Origin of the sequence: Kribbella sp. NPDC058693 (assembly GCF_042715335.1) — a bacterium.
In the GTDB taxonomy this organism is placed as follows: domain Bacteria; phylum Actinomycetota; class Actinomycetes; order Propionibacteriales; family Kribbellaceae; genus Kribbella; species Kribbella jiaozuonensis.
Window position 1 is genome coordinate 1,156,734 of the sequence record NZ_JBHXSQ010000002.1, and the last position, 23,463, is coordinate 1,180,196.

Consider the following 23,463-nt stretch of genomic DNA (forward strand, 5'->3'; position numbering starts at 1 on the left):
ATTGGTCATCGACAGAACGAATTGATCCCTGGAGGAAGTTATGAGCACCGACCTGAAGTTCGAAGCGGTCGTCATTCCGGTGGCAGACGCCGACCGGGCGAAGGAGTTCTACAACGGGCTCGGCTGGCGGCTGGATGCGGACTTCGCGTTCGACAACGGGTTCCGCGTCGTACAGTTCACGCCGCCGGGTTCCCTTGCCTCGGTCCAGTTCGGCACGAACATCACGTCGGCCACGCCTGGCAGCGCGCAGGGGCTGTACCTGGTCGTCACCGATGTCGAGGCGGCCCGGTCCGAGCTGCTCGCGCACGGCGCGAAGGTGACCGAGGTCTTCCACCCGACCGCGCCGGGCGCACAGTTCGAGGCCGGCGACACCAGCGGGCGCGTGGACGGTACGGCGGACGACCGGTCCAGCTACAGCTCGTTCGCGACGTTCAGCGACCCCGACGGCAACACCTGGCTGCTGCAGGAGGTCACGACGCGGCTGCCCGGGCGGGTCACCGACTCGACGTACAAGTCGGTCGAGGACCTCGAGGAGGCGCTGAAGCGCGCGGCCGCGGCCCACGGTGAGCACGAGGCGCGCACCGGCGAGGCGGACGCGAACTGGCCGGCCTGGTACGCCGCCTACATGGTCGCCGAGCGCACCGGGACCGAGCTTCCGCAGTAGTCGCAGAAACTGTCCATGGAGACACCTAGCCTGCCCGTATGAACCGGATCGATCGGCTGTACGCCCTCGCCGAGGAACTACGGGCAGCAGGGCCGAGGGGACGTACGGCGCGACAGTTGGCGGCCCGTTTCGAGGTCAGTGTCAGGACGATCGAGCGCGATCTGAGTGCGCTCGGTCAGGCCGGGGTGCCACTGGCAACGAAACAGGGCCGCACGGGCGGCTACAGCGTGGACCGGTCGATGAGTCTGCCGCCGCTGAACTTCACCGCGCGCGAGGCGATGGCGGTCGCGGTCGCATTGAGCGGCAGCGAGCACGTGCTGTTCTCCCGCGACTCCCGTACCGCATTGCAGAAGATCGTCGCCGCGATGCCGAAGCAGGCCCTCGACGAGGCGCGGACGGCGGCCGCGAAGGTCCGGTTGCTGGTCCGGCCGACGGCCGATCCGGACGGCGAAGTCGCCGAGCAGATCTGGCGCGGCGTACGCGACAACCATGTACTGCGGATCTTCTACACCAATGGCGACGGCGTCGAAACCGTCCGGGAGGTCGAGCCGCAACACGTCGTCGTCGGGCCGAACGGCTCGTACCTGACGGCCTGGTGCCAGCTGCGTCAGGAGGAGCGGGTCTTCCGGATGGACCGCATCACGAAGGCCGAGCGCACCCCGACGGCGCCGCACCGGCCGGCCGCGACCGGCGACGTACACGTCGACGGCTTCGAGACCAAGCTGCCGGCTGCCGCACTGCGTCCCGAGGAACTTTTTCCAACACCGACATAGGGCTGTCGCCAACCGCTGAAACCGTGGGTTCTACCGATTCATTCGATGAAGGAGAGATCCCATGACGATTCCCGCCGCCGGCACGCTGGCCTGGTTCGAGGTCGCGAGCGACGATCCGGAGGGTGCACAGAAGTTCTACGGCAGCCTGTTCGACTGGACGTTCGAGTCGTCCGGCAGCCTCACCTCGGGCGGCCTGGACTACCGCAACATCACCGCCTCCGGCGGGCAGCAGCCGATGGGCGGCATCTTCGGCACGAACGGCGAGCTGCCCAACCACGCTGTCTTCTACATCCTCGTCAACGACCTCGAGGCGACCTGTGCCGAGGCCGAGAAACTGGGCGGCACGGTGATCAACAAGAACGTGGACCCCGGCCCCGGCACCCCACCCTTCGCCTACCTCCGCGACCCGTCCGGCAACCAGTTCGGCATCTTCACCCCGCCGGCCGCTGGTTAACTCGAAAGAAGCCAGGTCCGGCGGTCGCGGGCGGTCAAGGGCTCTTACCCGTACGGCGTAACTCCCGAGGGGACGATCGTGACGCGTGTCAGACGGCCAGGCGGCCGCCGTCGATCGGGAGGGTGGCGCCGTGGATCAGGGAGGCCTCGTCGGAGGCAAGGAAGACGATGCCGGCGGCAACTTCTTCCGGGCGGCCGACCCGTTGCAGCGGTGTCGTCCCGGCCAGGCCGTCCAGTCCTTCGCCCATCACCGCCGTACCCTCGGTCCGCGTCGGCCCCGGGCTGACCGCGTTCACCCGCACCCCGGCCGGCCCGAACTCGGCCGCCCAGGACCTGGTCAGCAGCTCGACCGCTGCCTTGCTCGACCCGTACGCCGCCATGCCACTCATGCCGAAGTACGCGACCATCGTCGTCACGTTGACGATCGCGCCTGATCCGCGGGCCGCCATCAGCGGAGCCAGCTCGGCGACGAGGTAGAACGGCGCCCGCACGTTCACGGCGAACACCGCGTCGAAGTCACTGCCGGCCACCTCGGCCGTCGGCCCGAACGGGAAGATCCCCGCGTTGTTGACGAGTACGTCGACCTGCCCGCCACCGAGCTCGATCGCCTGCTTGGCCAGCGCGCGCACCTCCTCCAGATCACCCAGCTCGGCCTGCACGAAGTCCGCTGTACCGCCGTCGGCCCGGATCTCCTCGACCGCCTTGTTCCCGCGCGCAGCGTCCCGGCCGCTGATCACGACGTGCGCGCCACGCCGCGCGAGCTGCTCGGCCACGGCCCGCCCGATCCCGCTGTTGCCGCCGGTCACCAGAGCGGTCCGGCCGGCGAAGTCCTGCGTCATATCGATTTCCCATCCACTTGTTGGAGTGATTGCTCCAATAGTTCGCCGAAGAAATTGGAGTATCAACTCCAAAATCGCTACGGTGGAGGCGTGACCACTCAGCGACTGACCAGGAAGGGCCAGGCGACCCGGGACCGGATCGTCGCGGCGGCGGCACGGTTGATGATCGAGCAGGGAGTCGCCCGCACCACGATCGAGGACATCCAGGCGGCCGCCGGCGTGAGCCCGTCGCAGCTTTACCACTACTTCCCGGGCAAGGACGCGCTGGTGTCGGCGGTCATCGATCAGCAGACCGCCCAGGTGCTCGAGATCCAGCACACCGGTCTGGGCAGCCTCGACACCATCGACTCGTTGACGAAATGGCGGGATCTGATGGTCGGCATCCTGACCGAGATGCAGTGCGCCGGCGGCTGCCCGCTCGGCTCGCTGGCCAGCGATCTGTCCGAGAGCGACCCGGTCGCGCGGGTTCAACTCGCCGGCGCCTTCGAGCAGTGGGAGGGGCTGATCCGCGACGGCCTGGTCCAGATGCAGGAGCGCGGGGAACTGGCCGCAGCCGCGGACCCGGCCGACCTCGCCGTCGCGATGCTCGCCGCCGTACAGGGTGGTCTGCTCCTCAGCCAGGTACGCCGTGATCCCGCGCCGCTGCGGATCGCCGTCGACACAATGATCGAGCACCTGCACGCATTGACGCGTTAGTAGGGTTCACCCCATGGGTAGCAGCGTGTACGTCGCCTCGGTTGAGGGGACTACTGGGAAGTCGACAGTCGCTCTCGGGGTTCTTCATCAGTTGTCGCGGCGGGTCGGGCGGGTGGCGGTGTTCCGGCCGATCGTTCGTGCGGACACCGCGACCCACGGCGGTCGGGACTACGTGCTCGATCTGCTGATCTCGCAGGATGCGGTCACTCACTCGTACGAGGAAGGCGTCGGCGTGAGGTACGACGAGGTGCACAACGACCCGGACGCCGCGCTGGACACGATCGTGCAGCGGTACCACGCGGTCGCCGAGCACGCCGATGCGGTCGTTGTCGTCGGCAGCGACTACACGGACGTCGGCACGCCGACCGAGTTCTCGTTCAACGCCAAGATCGCCGCCAACCTCGGCGCGCCGGTCCTGCTGGTACTGAACGGCTTTGCCCGTACGCCGCACGACGTACGGGCGATCGCCGACCTGGCCGCCGCCGAACTCGCCGCCAACCACGGCTCGCTGTTCGCCGTGATCGTCAACCGGGTCAGCGACGGCGCACCGCTCGTCGCCGCGCTGGATGGCATCGGCGCTCCGGCGTTCGCAATCCCGGAGGAGCCACTGCTCAACCAGCCGTTGGTCGCGGACCTGCTGGCCCCGATCGACGGCCGGCTGGTGAGCGGTGACCCGCAACTGCTGAACCGCGAGGTCACCGGCCTGATGATCGCCGGCATGACCATGCCGAACGTGCTGGACCGGCTGTTCGAAGGAGCCGCGGTCGTGACGGCGGGCGACCGGCCGGAGGTGGTTCTCGGCGTACTGAATGCGCACGCGTCCCGCAACTTCCCGCAGATCTCGACGATCGTGCTCAACGGCGGGTTCGAGCTGCCGCCGCAGGTGCAACGACTGATCGAGGGACTCGGCGTCACCCTGCCGATCATCGAGACCGACCTCGGTACGCAGGCTGTCTCGACCAAGCTCACCGCGGTCCGCGGCCGCCTCACCAAGGACGCGCCGCGCAAGATCGAAACAGCACTGGCTCTCTTCGATCAGTACGTCGACGGGCCGGCGCTGCTCGACCAGCTCGCCCTCGCACGGAGCAGTGCGGTGACGCCGCTGATGTTCGAGCACCAACTGGTCGACCGGGCTGTGTCCGACCGTCGGCACATCGTGCTGCCGGAGGGCGAGGAGGAGCGGATCCTCCGAGCCGCCGACGTACTCCTCCGACGCGGGGTCGCGGACCTCACCCTGCTCGGCGATCCGACCACGATCAGCGCGAAGGCCGCGTCCCTCGGCGTGGACGTGTCCGCGGCGACCGTCGTACATCCGGAGCACAGCGACCTGACCGAGCGGTTCGCGGCGGAGTACCACCGGCTGCGGCAGCATCGCGGCGTCGACCTCGACCGTGCCCGCGAACTGGTCCGGGACGTCTCGTACTTCGGCACGATGATGGTCCAGCTCGGCCTCGCGGACGGGATGGTGTCGGGCGCCGTCCACACCACCGCACACACGATCCGGCCGGCACTCGAGGTGGTCAAGACCGTGCCGGACATGTCCGTCGTCTCGTCGGTCTTCTTCATGTGTCTGCAGGACCGCGTCCTCGTGTACGGCGACTGCGCGGTGAACCCGGATCCGAACGCCGAGCAGCTCGCGGACATCGCGATCTCGTCCGCCGAGACCGCCGTCGCGTTCGGGGTCGACGCGCGGGTCGCCATGCTGTCGTATTCCACCGGCAGCTCCGGCACCGGGACCGACGTCGAAAAGGTGTCAAAGGCAACCAACCTCGTCCGCGAACGGATGCCGCAACTGCCGGTCGAGGGACCGATCCAGTACGACGCCGCGATCGACAGCGCCGTGGCCCGGACCAAGCTGCCGGACTCCCCCGTCGCCGGCCGCGCGACGGTCTTCATCTTCCCGGACCTCAACACCGGCAACAACACGTACAAAGCGGTGCAGCGCTCGGCCAACGCGGTCGCGGTCGGCCCGGTCCTGCAGGGCCTGCGCAAACCGGTCAACGACCTGTCGCGAGGGGCAACGGTGCGGGACATCATCAACACGGTCGCGATCACCGCGATCCAGGCTCAGCAGGGCGGCGCGCGATGACGGAGCATGTGTTGGTCATCAACGCGGGATCGTCCTCGCTCAAGTACAGCCTCGTCGACGCCGCGTCGGGTGAGGCCGCGGCGACCGGACTCGTCGAACAGATCGGCGAGGACACGAGCCATCACGTGCACCACGGGCCGAAGGGCGACTGGAACGACGATCAACCGATCGCCAACCACGAGGCCGCGCTCGAGGCCGCCGTACACGCATTTGAGACGCAAGGGCCCGCGCTTGCCGACGTGGACATCGTCGCCGTCGGGCATCGGGTCGTGCACGGCGGCGATCGGTTCGCGGCGCCGGCGCTGGTTGACGATGAGCTGATCGCGGCCGTGACGGAGCTGGTGCCGCTCGCTCCGCTGCACAACCCGGCCAACCTGGAGGGCATCGAGGTGGCGCGGCGGCTGCTGCCGGATCTGCCGCATGTCGCCGTGTTCGACACCGCGTTCCACCAGACGCTGCCGCCGTACGCCTACACCTACGCGGTGCCTTACGAATGGCAGGAGAAGTACGGCGTCCGCCGGTACGGGTTTCACGGTACGTCGCACTCGTTCGTCTCGGCCGAGGCCGCCCGGCTGCTCGGTCGCTCGCCGAGCGAGGTGAACATGATCGTGCTGCACCTGGGCAACGGCTGCTCGGCCGCAGCGATCCGCGGCGGGGAGTCGGTCGACACGTCGATGGGCCTCACGCCACTGGAAGGTCTCGTGATGGGAACCCGCTCGGGCGACCTCGATCCGGCCATCCACGGGCTCCTCGCCCGGGTCGCGGGACGATCCGCCGAGGAGACCGACCGCACGTTGAACTCGGAGTCGGGCCTGAAGGGCATCACCGGCGCCAACGACTTCCGCGAGGTTTCGCGACGGCGCGCGGCCGGCGACGAGCGGGCGCAGCTGGCGTTCGACATCTACTGCCAGCGGATCAAGAAGTACATCGGCGCGTACTACGCCGTCCTCGGAACCGTCGACGCGATCGTCTTCACCGCTGGCGTCGGCCAGCACTCCGCCGAAGTACGCGCCGCCGCCCTCCACGGCCTGGACTCCCTCGGCATCCACCTCGACCCCGACCGCAACGCCGGCTCCGAAACCTTCGCCTCCACCGACGACAGCCCGGTCGCCGTCCTCGTCATCCCCACCAACGAGGAATGGCAGATCGCCCGCGAGGCACTGGAAGTCGTCCGCGGCTAGGCAGAGCCATTCGGCGTGCATGCCGCGAACATGACAGGACTGTCATCTGATCAGCGCTCTGGGAGGGTTCCGCGGAGAGCGCTCACCTCTTCCGCCGGACACCCGGTCGTCCGACAATGTCGTTGGGGTGCGCGCCGGTGGGGTCCCGGTCCGGAGGCTGTGGGGTGCAGCAGCCGGACACCCGTGCCCCGGGGGTAGGCCGTCAAGGCCTGAAGGGGGTTCGATGACCAGGATTCTCGTTGTCGACGACGAACCCGACCTGCTCGGCTTCGTCCGCAGCGCGCTGGAGGCCGAAGGCTTCCACGTGATCACGGCCACGGACGGGACCGAGGGACTCCGGCTCGCCCTGACCACCAAGCCCGATCTGGTGATCCTGGATCTGTTGATGCCGGGTCTGGACGGCCAGGCGGTGCTGACCGCACTGCTGACGCACGACCGGTCCACCCGGATCCTGGTGCTGTCCGCGACCGAGGACCGGCAGGTGCGGGTCGCCTGCCTCGAGCAGGGCGCGGTCGACTTCCTGGCGAAGCCGTTCGTGGTCCGGGAGCTGCTGGCCCGGGTGCGCTCGCGGCTGCTGGCGCCCGCGCCGGCCGGCGCGGCCTGGCTGCCCGAGGTACTGCGGGTCGGCGAGATCGTCCTCGACACCCGGACGCGCCGGCTCCAGGTGGGTGAACGGACCGCGGAGCTGCCGCAGCGCGAGTTCCTGTTGCTGCAGCACCTGATGCGCAACCCCGACACCGTCTGTTCCCGCCAGGAGCTCCTGTCCGAGGTGTGGGGTTACGACTTCGATCCGAGCACCAACCTCGTCGACGTGTGTATCGGCCGACTCCGGTCCAAGCTCCGCAACGACGTCATCCGGACGGTGCGCAATGTCGGTTATCAGCTACAAACCGCGTGAGAGCGCGACCGGCGTCCGGACCGAGCCGGCTGTCCGCCGCCTGGGCCTGAACCGGGGCCTGGTCATCGACAGCCTGCTCGCGGCGTTCATGCTGGCGATGCTCGGGCTGATGATTCGACTGCCCGGCGAGGAGACGATTCCGTACCACTTCCTGTTCCTCAGCCTCACCATCGTCTACGGCTTCCGGGTCTGGCCGCTGCTGCCGACGCTGCTCGTGGCCCTGGCCGTCACCGGTGCGACCGGTGCGGTCCTGCTCGGCCGCGTCGTCGACGGCGTCATCGACAACGCCGAGCTCGCCGAGGTGCCGTTGATGCCCGCGCTGTTCGTCGCGATGATGTGGCACGCCCGCCGCCGGGCCGCCGCGCAGCAGCAGGTCGAACGGATGGCCGATGAGCGCCGCGCCAGCCTGGAGCGTGAGCGCGGGTTCTTCCGGGACACCTCACATGCGATCCGCACACCGATCACGATCGCACGTGGCCATCTCGAGTTGGCAGGTGACGCGACGGCGCTGCACGCCGTACACCCGCACGTCGAGGTTGCGTTGCGGCAGCTCGATCGGATGTCCGCGTTGTCCGACCGGTTGCTCGCGCTGGCCCGGCTGGATGCGGGTGAGGCGCTGGACCGGCGGCCGACCGACGTTGCCGCGCTGGTCGCCGAGATCGGCCGCAACTGGACCGCGAACACCGATCGGGTCTGGCTTATCGGTTGCGGGCCGGCCGGCCGCGCGCGGATCGACCACGACTGGATGGAGCTCGCGCTCGACGCCCTGGTCGAGAACGCGGTGCACTTCACCTCGTCTGGCGACACGATAAGGATCGGCTGTACGGCGTCGCCCGGCCGGATCGCGATCATCGTCGACGACTCGGGGCCGGGGATCGAGCCCGACGACCTGCCGTTCGTGTTCGACCGGTTCTGGCACCGGCGGCCAGAGCACGGACCGATGGGCAGCGGTCTCGGGCTGTCGATGGCGCGTGCCGTTGCCGAGGCGCATGGCGGCACGCTGGTCGCGGCCCACAGCGATGAGGGCGGCGCTCGGTTCGTGCTGACGATTCCCCGGAGCAGCTGATCGTCAGCGGACGACGACGTGCTCGACCTGTGCCTGTCCCAGGAGCACAGTGACCTTCGACCCGCGCCGGATCCAGTTGCCCGGATTCTCGAAGACCAGGTAGTACGTCTCGCCGGTGGTGAACTTGCCCGTGTGCGCATGGCTCATCAGCAGGTCGCGAACGACGAGTCCACTAGTCTCATCGATGACGGCCGGCGGCGTCGAGGCGTCGTGCAGGCTGTTCGCCCGGTTGGGATCGAGCACCTGGAACCGCAGGTCGAGCAGACCTCCTCCCCCGGTGACTGCGACTTGGGTGATGCGTACGCCGCTGCGCCCGGCGAGGCCGTCGGCGTCGACCGTCGTTCGACCCCAGGCGATCTGCGCGACCGGTGCCGGAGCAGCCGCGGTCGGGTCCTGACGAATCAGGATCCAAGCCGTCAATGCGGCAGCGACCAGAGCCATCCCGGTGAGGATGCCCAGAATCCTGAGCTTCATGGCTGGATGAAGACCAGCATGCCGTTGCCGATCGGCGAGGTGCCGGTCTGCGGTCCGCTGGTCAGGTGGAGTTGGCGGTTGAACAGCGGGAACCCGTGTGTGCTCGGCGGTGCACCCGCGGGTACGACGACGATCGTGTCCTCGGTCGCACCCGCCGGAATCGTCTCCGTGCTCGCGCTGAACGGGTTGGTCAGCAGCCGGGCATCACGAGCGACGACCTGTTGGTGCGTGCCGAGCAACGTCAGCGAGGTGTTGTCGTAGCCGGCATTGAGGTACCGCAGCAGCACCCGTTGCCCCGCGGCCGTAGTGATCGCCGGCACGTCCGGGTACGATTTCCCATTGATCAGCCAGTACGTCGCCTTGTAGCTGTGCACGTCGTATGTCTCCGGCGCGGCGTTGAACGCCGGGTCCACCGCTGTCAGCACCAGCACTGATTCAATGTCGTACGCCGTGGTCGCGGACGCGTACGCCTGGTTTGGGGTGAGTGAGCGCACCAGCAGGGCGCCGGACAGTCCCATCGCTTCCTGGCGCCCGGCGTCGCCGCCACTCTGGTACAGGTAGGTGCCTGCCTGTGCCGTGAACGACCGGGATACGGCCGCACCCGGTGCGGCGTCGGTCGGCCCGGGATCGAATGCCACTCCGGGAATCTCGAACGACACCACATGCGCGGCAGGCAAGGCGTTCCGTACGGTGATCGTGACCAGGTCCCCCTGCACCGCCTCGAGCTGTGGACCAGGCAGACCCACGCTCGCCGTGGCGCAATCGCCGGGCGTCGTCGGCTTGCCGAACCCCCAGATCGGCACCAGGCCACCGCCCGGCAGCGGCGCGGTCCCCGGTACGGCGCACAGCTCGATCGATACCGTGGCCGCGGTGGCGGAGCTGACCACGCAGGTCAGGCCGAACACTGCCAGCGCGAGCACCAGCAGGACCCGCGTCCCGCGGTGAACGGATGTACGCATCACAGGTCTCCTCTGCGACTCGATCGACTCGGTCATGGCGCGTCGTACACGATCTTCATCAGGTCGCCCCAGGTCGAGAACGCCGCCGGCGCGGAGGCTGTCCACCGTTGGGTGTGGACGAGTATCCGGACCTGTCCGGCGTACGAGCCGGTGCCGACGTACGCGCTCGCCGGACCGGGCAATGTCCAGCTGGAGCTGATGTCGGTGGAGCCGACGTTCTGCGGCTGGGTCGGTGGGGCCGGCAAGGTGGTCCAGCCGGCAGATGTCGCCGTACTGCAGCCGGCGGGCACGGTCCAGTTGCAGATCTTGACGGTCTGCTGCGGCAGGTTCGTGGTCAGTGCCGCACAGGTGGTCCCGGTCGTGCCGGTGCAGTTGCGGCCCTGGTAGACGACCTTGAGGTTCGAGCTGCCGGCAGGAACGCCGCCGAACGAGCCGTACCAGTCCGTCGCCAGTCCCGTGACGACCGAACCACTAACGTGGCTGGCGGCCGCTGTCCCGAGTTGGCCGCGGGAGACCGTCCAGGTGGTAGTGCCCTGGCCGCCGGTCACCTGCAGGACCTCGTTGTCGATGCGAACGAAGTACGAGCCGGTGATGGGGAATCCGGCGGCCGAGGCGACTGTGATTGACGTCTGTGCGGCGGTGGTCGCGGTCGGGCGCGTGGTGGTCTTCGGGTTGACCTGGTAGTACGTGCCGTCGGCCTGGCCGAGCGCGGTGACCGAGCCGGACTTCAGCGTGCCGCCGAGGATCGAGGTCGAGGTGGCGGAGCCGAAGCAACCGCCTGCCGGGTCGACGCGGAGCAGCGTGCCCATGCCGCCGAAGCCTTGGTCGTAGTTGGTGAACTCGTTCAGCGCGTGGCTGTGCAGCGGGAAGTACCACTCGCCGCAGGCGTTCTGTGAGGTCGTGCCGACCGGCAGCGTGCCCTTGTAACCCAGGTACGGCGACCCGCTGTACCAGGTGTTGCCGTCCTTGAAGAACAGGTTGCGGTAGTTCGGCTGCGCCACCGGCAGCGGGTTCGTGGTGGGGTTCCAGTTGTCCGTGTCGTCCCAGCGAAGCAGGAAGTCCTCGGTCTGCCCGGAGCCGATCGTCTCGCCGAAGTGCTCGGTGGACGCGATCAACCGGCCGTCCTGCGCGATCTCCGTGGTGTGGTTGCCGTGCGGGTGGAACGGGTGGTTCACCGCGCCGACGTTGATCATCCGGATCAGCGCCGGCCGGTTGTCGGTCGGCGAGTTCGGCTGCAGGCGGACCAGGCCGCCGTACGGCTGGTTCGGCAGCAGGGCCGAGCCGTTGTCCTGGATCGTGTCCGGGAACTCCCGTCCGTTGATGGAGAAGTACCGGTTCCGCAGCGCGTTCAGGTCGTACGGCGCACCGGTCTCGACGGCGTGGTGGAGGTCGGAGTCGATGTCGCTGAGCAGCAGCAGGTACTCCCGGGCAGGCGCGAACCGGGTATTCGCGTCGGCGTACGCGAAGTCTGCGCCGAGCGTCGGCCGGACCACCAGGGCACCGGCGAGGCCCATCTCGATCTGCTTGGCGATGTCCGTCCCGCTCTCGTACAGGTAGGTGCCGGGCTGACCGGCCGTGAACGAGTAGGTGACGCTGCCCCCGGCGGCGGCCTCGGTGGTCAGCAGGCCGGGTGCGCCACCGGTCGCCGCGACCGTCGCGTCCTGACCGGGGAAGACGATAGATGTTGCCTCAGGCAAGTTGTTCTGCAGGTGCACGACCACGGACTCGCCCTGGTTCGCACACAGCACCGGGCCGGGACTCTGGAAATGCCCGCCGGCCGGCGAGTAGCTCCACATGAAGACGCTGTTGCCGTCCGGCGTGTCGATCGTGCCCGCGGACGCCACCAGGTCGAACGTCCGGGTCGAGCCGGCCGACGTACCCGCCGTACAGATCATGCCGATCGGTGGGACGGCCTCGGACCGCGCGTCGGCGCTGGGCGAGGCGACCGGAACGAGGAGACCGGCGGCCAGCACCAGTCCGGCCAGCGACCGGCGGATCCGCGAGCTGTTGCTTGTCATCGTCGCCTCCTGCTCAGACATAGGTCTGGCTCACGACGGACTGCGCGGGCAGCGGGTTCTGGTACACCCGTACCTCGGTCATCATTCCGCTCGGGCCGGGTGCGCCGAGGCTGGACAACCGCCGCCAGTCCCGGTTCTTGAAGTAGTAGACGTTGTAGCTGCCCTGGCCGTCGCTCCCAGACGGCCTGAGCGCCGAGTACGCCGGTGAGTCGAACAGCACGTCCCGGGCCTCGCCCGGACCGATGTACAGCGTGTTCGTCCAGTACGACGTGGTGCGCAACAGCGACGCATCCTGCCCGATCACGTGCATCGGGATCCCGGGCAGCTGCATCGCGTGCTGCTGATAGCCGAGGTTCGCCAGCCGCAGTAGAACGCGCTCACCAGGGTTCACCTGGACCAGCGCCGAGTTCGGCAGGCTGTAGTCGGGTGCGTCGTCGTAGTTCGGGTTCGGCGTGGCGATCCGCAGCGGGGCCGCCAGCGACGGGTCGTCGTTCGGCAGCGTGGTCTGCGGGTAGCAGCGCCCGTTCAGCACGAACCATTCCGGGTCGTAGTCGGTCGCGATCGACTCCTGGATGTCCCGGTCGCCGTCGTGGAACTCGCGCCAGTACTCGTTCAGCAGGATCGCGAAATGCCGGTGGTAGCCGGTCGTGCCGTCACCGTCGTTGTAGGCGAACCTCGAGAAGCCGGCGATCGTCGTACCGTCCTGGGTGGGGCGGACGAAGACGATCCCGGTCATCCCCATCTGGACGTGCTCCACGTCCTCGAAGTGGCAGTGGTACATGTACGTGCCCTCACGGTGCGGGCGGTAGAAGTACGTCAGCTGCTTCCCGATCGGCACGGCCACCGACACTTCGGGTACGCCGTCGTTCAGCGGCGACGGGATGTCGAAACCGTGCCAGTGGACGGTGTGCGAGTCGGTCAGGTCGGGACGCTGGACGAGACCGAGGTTGGTCAGCGTGATCCGCACGTCGTCGCCCTGCTTCACGTCCAGCGTCGGCGCGCTCGTCCGGGCATGGCCCTTGTACTGCGTAACCAGCTGGTCGACCGTCGCAGCCGTGCTGACCGGGATGAACCCGAAGATGTACAACGGGTCGTCCTCCCGCCCCGGCACGGTGATGTATCCGTCGGTCGCGGCCAGGGCGAGCGTGGTCGTGGCCGCCGCGGCGGCGCCGGTCCCGCGGACCAGGCCCGCGCCGAGACCGCCGAGTGCCAGGGTGCCGAGGGCACCCAGGCCGGTGGCCTTGAGGAAGTCCCGGCGTCCGACGCCGGCCGGCTGCGAGCTCATCGCGTCCCCCTGACTGGACTGGTAGATGTTCATGGCAACGGAACCGGGATGCCGGGCAGCTCGTCCGCACCCAGGTCCCACGGCGTGAGGACCCGGAGCGTGCGCAGCTGCGGACGGAACTGGCTGTCGTAGTCGCCGAGACCGCCGTTCACCGCCGGGCTTCCGGTCGGGGCCGGGACCGCGGCCGCAGAGCATGCGGCCAGGTTCGGGATCGGCGCCGGCGTGTTCGAGCAGCGGACCCCGCGGTCCACGACCGGACTCGTCGTCTGCAGGTGATAGTTCCCGGTCAGCCCCACCGGCGGATCGGCGCCGGTGATCGTCACGGCCGCGGTCTGCGGATCGAGCCGCGACCCGGACACCGTCAGCTCCAGCGTGAACGGCGTGACGAACGCTGGATTGGAGCCGATGATGTTGCCCTGGCCCGCCGGTACCGCGTGCTGGACGCCGTTCGGACCGAGGATCTGCCCGTTGCTCAGATCGGAGTACCGCGGGATGAACGTGTCGGCGTTGTTCGTCGTACCGTGCACCTCGAAGTCGATCACGCCCTGGTTCACCAGCGCCGCACCCGGGCCGAAGCTGTCCAGCGTGAACGCCGTGTTGTTCCAGAAGATGTCGTTGAACTGCGCCACCGGACGGGCGAAGTCCGGCCGGGTCGCCGCGTTCGGGTACTGGGCGACGTAGCGCGGATCGCTCTGCCACAGCGGATCGTTGCCCTCGGCAGCGAGTCCGGCCGAGTGCGGTACGCCGATCGCCGAGTTCTCCGACGACGCGGTGGACACGTTGTTGGCCACGGTGTTGTTGACGATCCGCACATTGGACGAGTCGTCGAGCATCATCGCGCCGCCGATGTCGGCCGAGCCGTTGTCGACGATCTGGTTGTCGCGGATGTTCACCACCGCGTTCAGTGCGTCGAGCACGAACAGGCCGCCGCCGTCGTCACCGGAGTAGTTGCTCTGGATCAGGTTCTTGTCCAGCGAGACCGCACCGGTGCCGTCACCGAGCGTCCCGCCACCGACCGGCAGCTCGGACTCGATCGCGACGCCCGCGCCGGAGTCGACCGAGTCGTTGTAGTAGATCTGGTTGTCGTGGATGTTCCCGCCCGGGCTGAGCCCGATGTGGGAGATGCCGGCGCCGTAGTTGACGCTGAAGTTCGAGCAGGCGATGTTGCCGGTCACCTCGTAGTCGTTCGAGCCGTAGAAGATCCCGAGCCCGCCCGCCTGCGTGAGGCCGCCGTTGCCGAGCAGCCGGTTGTTCGCGACCTTCACGGTGTAGTTGTGGCTGGCGTGGTCGTAGGGCTGACCGATGCCGATCCCGCCCGCGACGACGCCGGCGTTGTTCTCGAGCACGTTGTTGGTGACTTGCTCGTTGTTGATCGAGGCCTGGAGCTGGATGCCGCCCGCGCCCTCACCGGATCCGCCGGTCATCAGTGCGACACCGTCGACCCGGGAGCGGTTGAACTGCGTCTGGTTGACCGCGGTCGTCGTACCGGTCAGGTCGTACGCCGCCGCCGTCTGCGCGACCACGGTGACGTCGGCGCCACGCAGTACCGGATGGGCGGAGTCGACGTACGGGCCGTGGGCGGCGATCGTGGCGTCGTACGCGGTTGCGTTCTGCTGGAAGTAGCGGCCGTCGATGACCGAACCGAGGACGTGGAAGCGCGGGTCCTCCGGGTCACGGGCCTGGGCCTCATGGGCGCCGATGATGCCGCCCGGGCCGACACCCTGGATCTTCAGCGGCTTCCAGACCACCACGTTCTCGTTGTACGTGCCGGGCTTCAGCACCAGCAGGCTGCGTGCGGGAGCGGCGTCGATCGCGGCCTGCAACTGGTGCCCGGTGAGCGTCGGAGCGGCGACGTTCACGACGTTCGGGTTGTAGTTGATGCCGCCGGACGATCCGGTGACCTGGACGGTGATGCCGTTCACGGTCGGCACTCCCCCGTTGGCGTCGGACGTGATCAGCGTCAGCTGCTTCGGTCCGGGACGGAACGTCGTACCGAAGGCGGGGATCCGGATCTGCACCCGGTCGGGTACGCCGGTGGTCCCGGACGTGCCGGGCGTCCAGCTCACGATCCCGCCGTTGGCCCGGGTGAGCGTGACGCTCGTTCCGGTGCGGTCGTCGGTCAGGGTTGCCCGTACGCCGGCCGCGCCGGTGGCGGTTCCCTGTGCGCCGATGAAGTCGGCCTGGATCGTCATCACCTGGCCGGCGGTCCGAACCGGGGTGTCGACCTGCAGCAGTTCGGGCCGCGCCGGTACGGCGGGATCCTCGCAGCCGGTCCCCGAGATCGGGTCCAGCGGCAGGTCGAGCTGAGTGGTCAGGCCCGGCCACGCTTCGGCCGGAGTCGTTGCCGTCAGCAAATTCGGGTTGTAGGTCGGGTTCGGCGCCGTCTTGGAGCCGGGGTCGTCGACCTTCACCAGGTACATGCCGGGGCACGGTCCCTGCGGGATGGGACAGTTCAGGGTCTCGGTCGACGGGACCAGGGCCTCGAACGAGCCGTCCGGGCTGGTCGTCACGGTCGTCAGCAGGCGCCAGTTGTTCGCGTCGTACGGCAGGTTCACGTTGCCGCCGGGGCCGGCGGTGTCGACGCGGGCGTAGATGCCGACCGGGACATTGCCGATCGGGCGCGGTTCGCCGTACCAGGGCGAGTTCGGGTCGCGCTCGAAGTAGATGTCGTTGAACACCTGGCCGACGAGGCGGCCCGGCTCGGCGACGTCACCGGTGCGCGTGTCGGCCGGGTCCTCGCCGTTCGGGTCGGTACGGAAGTTCGTCATCAGGTTGAAGTCCGCGTTGGCGTTCTGGCTGTTCTGCAGAACCACCAGCCGCTTGTCGCACAGCGGCGCATGGGCGCCGACGACGTTGAAGTAGTTGCTGCGCGGAGTCAGCGACGACTTGTCGATCAGGTGGTCGTCACCGGTGCACGGCGGCGGCGGGATGGCCGGAGTGAACTTGTTGCCTAGATCAACGTTCACGTCCTCCTCGCGAACCGGGCGGTAGAGACAGCCGGTGCCGTCACCCGGGATCGTGGTCCCCTTCGGGTGGCTGACCCGCTGGGAAGCATCTGCCGGGTTGCACAGGCGGCTGTCGGTGCTGTCGGTCGGCATCACGACGTGAGTGATGTAGGTGCCGGCGGTGAGTGCGACCGGCTGCGTGTTACCGCTGCAGGTGCCGTTGTCGGTTGTCAGGTCGTACCCGCTCGGGCAGTAGTCGGCGAACGCGTAGCCACCGTCGAAGGCGCCGTCCTTGGTCTGCTGACCGGTGATCGGGACCTCGAGACAGTTCGGCCCGATGCCCGGGTTGAGCTGCGAGCTGATGTCCGCGCCGGTCGCGTCGCGGACGGCACAGCCCGGAGCGTACCTCGCCGGGTCCGCGGGCGGGGTTCCACTGGGCTGGACCCAGTGATCGGTCACATACTTGTTCACGATCACGTCGTCGGCCGTGTTCGGCTGCCCGTCGGGACCGAGAGTCTCCAGGTACACCGTCACGTCCGGGATGGCCGGCTCGTAGTCCTCGTGCGCCTGCATGCGCGCGTCGAACTCGTTGCGGGTGGTCGAGAAGTACGTGATGCCGACGATCTGTCCCGGCGTACCGGCCGGGTAGTCGGTCTTGCCCCAGTCGACCGTGGCCCGGTGGCCTTCGGTCAGCAACTGGTTGGTGAGCAGCGCGCCGCCCTGATCGGTCGGGATCGGCGTCACGACGCCCGGGTCGTACTCGTCGTGCTGCGACGCACCGCTGACGCCGAAGCGCGCGAAGCCCTGCTCGTTGACGATCCAGCGACCGAGCGGCCCGCCTTCCGCCGTCGGGTACTGGTAGTACCCGGTCGGGTCGGTGGTGGTCGCTTCCTTGATCGAGCCGTCGCGCCAGCGCTGGTCCATGTCGGTGTTCCCGATACCGGGCTCACCGGGATCGCGGAGCTGATTGCCGTTCAGGTCCTTGTAGACGTGACCATCCAGCCAGCCGAACCAGCGCGACACCCCCACACCGTGCTCGTCAGGGCGGACCGGATCGGGGTCCTCGACCGTGACCGTGCCGCCCGCGGCGACATCGACCGGCAGGATCCGCATGATGTAGCTGAGTTGCTCGTCCCAGATCGACAGGTTGTAGCTGCCCGCCGGGACGTTCTGGATGTCGAAGTTGCCGCTGGCATCGCCCTGGCCGATGTAGACGGTCCGGTCGGTGCTGCTGTCGCTCAATGCGACGAACGGGTTCTCGACCGGCTCGCCCAGTGTCAACTGGTCGAACGGCGGCCAGCCCTGCCAGTTGCGCGCCGTACCGGTGACCTCACCGGTTCCGGCGGCTGCGAACGGCTGCGGGGCGCAGACGAATCCGAACCAGTACGCGGTCCGGGCCGTTGGCGGCTCCCACAACTGCTCGCCGGGCGCGCCGGTGCCGTCGGCACCTTCTTCGGTCGGCGCCAGCAACTGCAGTCCGCCGTCGATCGTGGTTGTCTGGTACCAGCGGCTGTTGGGGTCACTGTTGCAGGGCCGGTCCGGCGGGTGGACGTCGATGAGGTACGTCGCCGGGCCGAGGTTGTCGATCTGGTTGAAGCCGTCCCCGTTGGTCAGACACAGACCGCCGCACAGCGGGTGGTTGTTGTAGTCGACCGTCACGGCACTGTGCGTCTGTTCCTCGAGCCCGACCTGGAAACCGGACAAGCCGGCCTCCTCGGTGTCGGGCGCACCGTTCGCCCAGGCGTTGTCCTCGAACACGAACACGCGGATCTTCCCGAGTGGCAGCGGATGCTCGGCGCTCTGCACGGTCAGGTCGACGCGCGCGGTCAGCGAACCGTCCGCGGCGGCGTCGGCGGGCAGGTTGATGTACTTGCCCCACATCTTGTGATCGAGCGAGCGGACCGAGATCAGGTACCGCCCGGCCGGCAGGGTCACGGTCTTCCGGGTCTGGTCACCTTCGCGGACGATCGGGCTGTTGCTCTCGGTGCTGAGCGCCTTCGGATCGTTCGGCAGTTTGGTGTTGTCCTGGTTGACGATGTAGGTGAAGTCGGCCAGCGGGTTCCCGGTCGGGAAGTCACGCGCGTCGACGGTGACCGAGCAGCCCGCCGCCGGACAGGCCGCGGCCGCCTGCGCCTCTGGCGCGGATCTGGTCATCGCCACCCCGGCGAGACTCGCCGCGATCAGTCCGAGTACGGCGACCCGGGCAACCGCCGCTCGGGTACGGCGGACGAGCCGGAACGAACTCGTTGCAGCAGACATCGGTCCCACCCTCCCCGGCGGCACGACCTGAACAGGCCGCCGCCTGGTGCCTGGACATCTGTGAGTGATCATCCGGCGACCCACGCGTCCCGGCGCGGTGCATGACGGCTCTGTCATCCCCGCGTCATCCGGCGGTCATCCGCCGTGGTGTGGCAGATGACGGTCGGGTCATCTGATGACGGTCGTGTCATGAAGCGAGCAGTACGCCGCGGCGGTTCCTATCGTCGAGCTGTCGGCGCGGTGTCCCGGCGTCGACGGGAGGGGGGAGCCCGTGCGGCACCGCTGTCTGCTCCTGCTGGCCGGCGTGCTCCTGCTGTGCGCGCTGCCGTCGGTCGCGGTTGCCCACACCGAGCTGGTCCGGGCGGACCCGACCGACGGCGCAGTCCTCGCGGAGTCCCCCGGCCTCGCCCGGCTGTGGTTCAGCGGTGACATCACCGCCTCGCGCAGTACGGCGCGACTGGTCGACGAGCACGGTGTCATGGTTCTGGGGGCCGGCGTGGTGGCCGGGTCGGGCGATCCGCGGGTGATCGCAGTACAGCTTCCGCGGCTGGCTGACGGGACGTACGGATTGTTGTGGGAAGCAGTCGCCGCTCGGGACAGCCACACGACGAGCGGGACGGTCACCTTCTCGGTCGGGCACTCCGGGGCCTTGTCTGTCCATCGACCGAGTACTTCGGGTGGCGTGCTGGTGCGGTGGGTCTGGTTGCTCGCACTGGCGGGCATTGTCGGTCCCCTCGCGCTCGTCGTCTTCGTTCTACGCGTGCCGTCCGACCCGATCGCCTTGGCTGCACGGCAGCGATTGCTGATCGCCGCGGCGTGCTCCGCGGTCGTTGCCATCGGCATACATCACACCGGCCTTCGACTGGTGTGTCTGGTGGTCTTGTGCGCGCTGGTGGGGCTTGTGCTGACCGAGCGCGTGGCGTCTGTCGTACTGCTGGTGCCGATCGGCGGATTGATGTGGCTGGAGGCAACCGGAAGTCATGCTGCCGCGCTGTCATCGGGACACTTCGCCGCGCTCCTGGCCGATGCGGTCCATGCGTTCGCCGGTCTGCTGTGGCTCGGTGCGGTGCCGGCGCTGTTGTTGGTGTTCTGGCACGGCCCGCGGACCGAACTGGCACGTAGTCTGCGACGGCCGTTCTCGGTCGTGGCTGCCGGCAGCGTGCTACTTGTCCTCGTGTCCGGGCTCTACAGCGCGGGTCTCCAGGTCGCCACCCCGCGCTGGCTCATTGCCTCCACTTATGGACGCCTGCTGCTGCTCAAGACCGCCTTGCTTGGCGTGATCGGCCTCCTGGGTCTGCTCAACGCGTGGCGGTTGCGTCGGCGGTCCGTACCTCGTCACACCATCGCGGCCGAGGCGACGGTCGGTGCACTGTTGCTGGTCGCGGTTGCTGCGCTTGTCGGACAGTCTCCTCCGGCGGGTGCCAAGGCCGACGTCCCTCCGGCCCTGGCACGCAGCGGGTTCGTCGTGGACCTGGTGGTCACTGTGTCGGCGACACCGAATCAGCCCGGGGTGAACTGGTTGACGGTGATCGCCGACAGCAGCCGGCGACCTGCGCCTGCGCCACTCGGCGGCGTGGACCTGCGGATCGGCGACCAGACCGTCCCGCTGCAGCGTCTGACCGACACCCGGTACTTCGCGACGTACCGGGCCGCGTCGGCGGGCGCGGTGCGGATGGTCGCCGTACTGCATCGCGGCGGGCGCGAGTACGCCGTACCGCTTGACTGGAATGTCTCTTCGCCTGCTGTTTCGGTCGCGCCGGGGCGGAGGCTCGCGCCGTACGTCGATGGGGCGGCGCTGTTGCTGTTGGAGCTGGGTGTCGGGGTGGGTGCGTGGTGGTTGATTCGCGGTCCGGGAGGTCGACGATGAGGTCCTTAGCGTTCGGCGTGGTTGTTGCACTCGTGGTGCCCGGATCGGCAGTCGCCGCGCCCCCGGCCGATCCCTTCGTCGACGTCATCGTGGTGCTGAAGTCGCAGGTGACGCCTGCGGCCGCGACACCCGGTCGGCTCGAGAAGGCGTTGCGGGACCACGCCGATGCCACACAACGCGGTGCCCGCGAGCTGCTCGCCGTACGGCGGAAGCAGGGCCTCGTGACCTCTGTGGTGCCGCTGTGGATCACCAACGCGATCGGCGCCCGGGTCCGCTCGAGTGTCGCCGCGGAACTGGCGCGGCGGCCCGAGGTGCGCGAGGTGCGGCCGAGTACGACGATCCAGGCTCCGGCCACGGACGTTGCGAGCGCTGTCGAGCCGAACGTTGCCCAGGTGAACGCACCGGCGATGTGGGATCTCGGGTATCGCGGCCAGGACATGGTCGTCGCATCGATGGACACCGGGGTGGATATCAGCCACCCTGAGTTGGCTTCCCGGTGGCGTGGTGGGACCAACAGTTGGTACGACCCGAACGGTCAGCACCCGTCGGCACCGGTCGATCTGGCCGGTCACGGGACGCAGACGATGGGGGTGATGGTCGGCGGTGACGGCGGCGGCTCGTCGATCGGCGTCGCGCCGGACGCGCGGTGGATCGCCGTCAAGATGTTCAACGATCGCGGACAGGCGTCGTCGACCGCGATCCATCTCGGCTACCAGTGGCTGCTCGATCCGGACGGGAACCCCGCGACGGCGGACGCGCCGAACGTGGTGAACAACTCATGGACGATGAGCGCCGGAACTTGCAGCCTGGAGTTCCAGCCCGACCTACGCAACCTCCGCGCGGCCGGCATCCTGCCGGTCTTTGCCGCTGGCAACTACGGTCCGGTGGCCGGTAGCTCGGCCAGTCCGGCGAACAACGCGGAGGCGATGGCGGTCGGTTCGGTCGACGGCTCCGGCCTGATCGATCCGTACTCCAGCCGCGGCCCGTCGGCCTGCACGCAGTCGGCGTACCCGCAACTGGTTGCCCCAGGCACAGACATCCGAACGACGGATCTGTACGGCGGCTACCTCGACGTCTCGGGGACCTCGCTGGCCGCTCCGCACGTCGCCGGTGCGCTCGCCTTGCTGCTGCAAGCCTCGCCGGGTCTGTCCGCCGACCGGCAGCAGTCCGCGCTGCAGGTCGGTGCGATGGATCTCGGACCGCCCGGAGCCGACAACGACTACGGCTACGGTCGCCTCGACGTGCTGGCGTCGTACAACTGGCTCCGCAGTACGCCGGACTTCGGGGTGGTCGTGTCGCCGGCCACGGCCAATGTGCTCCCGGGCGGGACGGCGACGTACAACGTGACGGTCGGCGCAAGTGGTGGCTTCAGTGGCAATGTCGCGCTGTCGGTCAGTGGACTGCCGGGGAGCTTCGATCCGCAGGTGGTGGCTGGTGCGGGGTCGTCGACGCTGACCGTGGTCGCTCCTGCGACCGCGGGTTCGACCGCGCTTGTCGTGACGGGTTCGAGCGGCGCGATCAGCCATAGCGCGACCGCGACGCTGACTGTCGTGCCGCCGCCGGACTTCGGTCTCTCCTCGACGCCGCTCACCCGCACTGTTGCGGCAGGCGCGTCGACGGCGTACACGATCGCGGTCAGCCCGGCGAACGGCTTCGTCGGCGATGTGTCGCTGGCCGCCGCCGGTCTGTCGTCCGCCGTCGGCACGGTCGCTGTCAGTCCTGTCGTCCTGCACGGCAGCGGCAGCGCGCAGGTCAATGTCGTGACGTCAGCATCAGCTCCCGCCGGGACCTATACCTTCACGGTCTCGGGTTCCAGCGGGTCGCTCAGCCATCAGGTCACCCTGACGCTGGTCGTCAACCGGCCGGACTTCGGAATCGCAGTCAGCCCGGCCTCGAGCACGGTGACTCGTGGGCAGACTGCGACGTACACAGTGAACGTCTCGCCTGCGGGCGGGTTCACGGGATCTGTGACGCTCAAGGTGTCCGGACAGCCGTCGAACGCCACACCGACGTGGACGGGTAACCCGGTGACCACCTCTGGCAACGCGGTGCTGAAGATCCGGACCACCTCCGGGACAGCCCGCGGGACCTCCACCCTCAAGATCACCGCCACCAGCGGGACACTGACCCACCAGCTGACGGCAACCTTGGTTGTGCGCTGAGACTCAGCAGGGCGTCGCGATGGTCTGGGCTGCTTCCGCCAGTTCGGCCAGCCGATGCGCCCGGGCTGACTCCGCCGGTGTGAAGGGTTCGCCCGGCCTGGTGAATGCGAACAGACCGGTCCACGGCGACGGCACCTTCAGGACGTCCCCTCGGAGCTCTCCCGCCAACGTTGCGCGGTCGGTCACGAGCTGTGCGCCGAGCAGCTCGGCGATCGCGTGCGGGAGCTCCGCCGGATCGGCGACGACCCGGGCTGAGAGGCTCAGTGCTTTCGTTTGGCCGTCGACGAGAGCCAGCGCGGTTGTCGGCCAGACGTGGGTATGGCGACCGCCGCCTGCCTCGATCGCCGCCTCCAGGTCGGGCGCGGTGATGTCGTCCGGTGTCGAGACGACCAGTTCGTCCCGTACGCCGTCGTCGATCGGGTGGACGTGTAGGCCGAGGATGTTGGCGTCCAGGTCGGCGAGGCGGCGGGTGATGTTTTCCAGCGAGCCCGCGCGATCGTCGAGCGTGACCCGGATCCGCCACAACGTGCCGATCCCCTGCCGCGGCCGGACCTTCGGTGCATGCAACCACGACCGCAGCAGCCGCATCGCGGACGGCTCGATCACCCAGATCACCAGCGCGGTCGTCACAGTCGCCAGCACCGCTACCGATACGAGGTACGGCGGATGAGCGGCCAGCACCGCCGCATGCAGCGCAAGCTCGACGGGTGCCACCGCCACGAGCTTCGCCAGGGTCAATCGCAGCCGCCGGGGATGGGGCAGCCGCCCACATACGTCACAGGCTGTACCGCCGGTGAGCGTCGTACGCAACGAATCCATGGTCACAGCGTGACCG

Annotated in this window: 17 protein-coding genes; 10 read left to right on the forward strand and 7 right to left on the reverse strand. The window is 68.6% G+C overall.

The annotated features are described in order from the left end of the window. Positions 1–40 precede the first annotated feature (40 nt). The 3 genes from ACFWUU_RS15170 to ACFWUU_RS15180 all read left to right on the forward strand — a co-directional run bounded on the left by ACFWUU_RS15170 (position 41) and on the right by ACFWUU_RS15180 (position 1,891). The gene (locus tag ACFWUU_RS15170) at positions 41–664 is read left to right on the forward strand and encodes a VOC family protein (RefSeq protein ID WP_137255199.1); all 624 of its coding nucleotides are present in this window, start codon (positions 41–43) and stop codon (positions 662–664) included. A 38-nt stretch (positions 665–702) separates the two neighbouring features. Continuing rightward, entirely contained in the window at positions 703–1,437 is a 735-nt protein-coding gene (locus ACFWUU_RS15175; RefSeq protein ID WP_380176019.1) for a helix-turn-helix transcriptional regulator, read from the forward strand. Between the two features lie 61 nt (positions 1,438–1,498). Further along, positions 1,499–1,891, forward strand: coding sequence for a VOC family protein (locus ACFWUU_RS15180; protein WP_380176021.1), 393 nt, complete (start codon positions 1,499–1,501; stop codon positions 1,889–1,891). 88 nt (positions 1,892–1,979) lie between these two features. Here ACFWUU_RS15180 and ACFWUU_RS15185 read toward each other — a convergent pair whose 3' ends face one another. Then, positions 1,980–2,729, reverse strand: coding sequence for an SDR family NAD(P)-dependent oxidoreductase (locus ACFWUU_RS15185; protein WP_380176023.1), 750 nt, complete (start codon positions 2,727–2,729; stop codon positions 1,980–1,982). 90 nt (positions 2,730–2,819) lie between these two features. On the opposite strand from ACFWUU_RS15185, the gene ACFWUU_RS15190 reads away from it, so the two are divergent. The 5 genes from ACFWUU_RS15190 (at position 2,820) to ACFWUU_RS15210 (ending at position 8,659) form a co-directional block, all read left to right on the forward strand. Then, positions 2,820–3,425: a TetR/AcrR family transcriptional regulator gene (locus ACFWUU_RS15190; protein ID WP_380176025.1), complete on the forward strand. Its 606-nt coding sequence runs from the start codon at positions 2,820–2,822 to the stop codon at positions 3,423–3,425. Positions 3,426–3,438: 13 nt separating this feature from the next. Further along, the gene (gene pta, locus ACFWUU_RS15195) at positions 3,439–5,514 is read left to right on the forward strand and encodes a phosphate acetyltransferase (RefSeq protein WP_380176027.1); all 2,076 of its coding nucleotides are present in this window, start codon (positions 3,439–3,441) and stop codon (positions 5,512–5,514) included. Next, positions 5,511–6,695, forward strand: coding sequence for an acetate/propionate family kinase (locus ACFWUU_RS15200; protein ID WP_380176029.1), 1,185 nt, complete (start codon positions 5,511–5,513; stop codon positions 6,693–6,695). The genes pta and ACFWUU_RS15200 overlap by 4 nt, the downstream gene beginning before the upstream one ends. Before the next feature lie 223 nt (positions 6,696–6,918). Further along, positions 6,919–7,593, forward strand: a complete 675-nt coding sequence (locus ACFWUU_RS15205) for a response regulator transcription factor (protein WP_137255193.1) — start codon at positions 6,919–6,921, stop codon at positions 7,591–7,593. Next, positions 7,565–8,659 carry a sensor histidine kinase gene (locus tag ACFWUU_RS15210; protein WP_380176031.1) on the forward strand — a complete coding sequence of 365 codons (1,095 nt, stop codon included), beginning with the start codon at positions 7,565–7,567 and terminating at the stop codon, positions 8,657–8,659. The genes ACFWUU_RS15205 and ACFWUU_RS15210 overlap by 29 nt, the downstream gene beginning before the upstream one ends. Before the next feature lie 3 nt (positions 8,660–8,662). Here ACFWUU_RS15210 and ACFWUU_RS15215 read toward each other — a convergent pair whose 3' ends face one another. Genes ACFWUU_RS15215 through ACFWUU_RS15235 form a run of 5 tightly spaced genes read right to left on the reverse strand, consistent with a single transcriptional unit; the run spans position 8,663 to position 18,599 of the window. Further along, positions 8,663–9,133, reverse strand: coding sequence for a hypothetical protein (locus ACFWUU_RS15215; RefSeq protein ID WP_380176033.1), 471 nt, complete (start codon positions 9,131–9,133; stop codon positions 8,663–8,665). Beyond that, positions 9,130–10,092 (reverse strand): multicopper oxidase domain-containing protein, encoded by a 963-nt coding sequence (locus ACFWUU_RS15220; RefSeq protein ID WP_380176035.1) that lies wholly within the window; start codon positions 10,090–10,092, stop codon positions 9,130–9,132. The genes ACFWUU_RS15215 and ACFWUU_RS15220 overlap by 4 nt, the downstream gene beginning before the upstream one ends. 32 nt (positions 10,093–10,124) lie before the next feature. After that, entirely contained in the window at positions 10,125–12,110 is a 1,986-nt protein-coding gene (locus ACFWUU_RS15225; protein ID WP_380176037.1) for a multicopper oxidase domain-containing protein, read from the reverse strand. A 13-nt stretch (positions 12,111–12,123) separates the two neighbouring features. Further along, on the reverse strand, positions 12,124–13,428 hold the full coding sequence (locus ACFWUU_RS15230) for a multicopper oxidase domain-containing protein (protein ID WP_380176039.1): 1,305 nt from the start codon (positions 13,426–13,428) through the stop codon (positions 12,124–12,126). After that, a complete protein-coding gene (locus ACFWUU_RS15235; RefSeq protein ID WP_380176041.1) occupies positions 13,425–18,599 on the reverse strand; it encodes a hypothetical protein in 5,175 nt (1,724 codons plus the stop codon). Before ACFWUU_RS15235 ends, ACFWUU_RS15230 begins: the two co-directional genes overlap by 4 nt. A gap of 271 nt (positions 18,600–18,870) precedes the next feature. Between ACFWUU_RS15235 and ACFWUU_RS15240 the strand changes: the two genes are divergently transcribed. After that, complete coding sequence (locus ACFWUU_RS15240; protein WP_380176043.1) at positions 18,871–20,466, forward strand: copper resistance protein CopC; 1,596 nt, start codon at positions 18,871–18,873, stop codon at positions 20,464–20,466. Then, positions 20,463–22,628: a S8 family serine peptidase gene (locus tag ACFWUU_RS15245; protein ID WP_380176045.1), complete on the forward strand. Its 2,166-nt coding sequence runs from the start codon at positions 20,463–20,465 to the stop codon at positions 22,626–22,628. The genes ACFWUU_RS15240 and ACFWUU_RS15245 overlap by 4 nt, the downstream gene beginning before the upstream one ends. Before the next feature lie 3 nt (positions 22,629–22,631). Here ACFWUU_RS15245 and ACFWUU_RS15250 read toward each other — a convergent pair whose 3' ends face one another. Beyond that, positions 22,632–23,447, reverse strand: a complete 816-nt coding sequence (locus ACFWUU_RS15250) for an ACT domain-containing protein (protein WP_380176047.1) — start codon at positions 23,445–23,447, stop codon at positions 22,632–22,634. Positions 23,448–23,463: the final 16 nt, after the last annotated feature.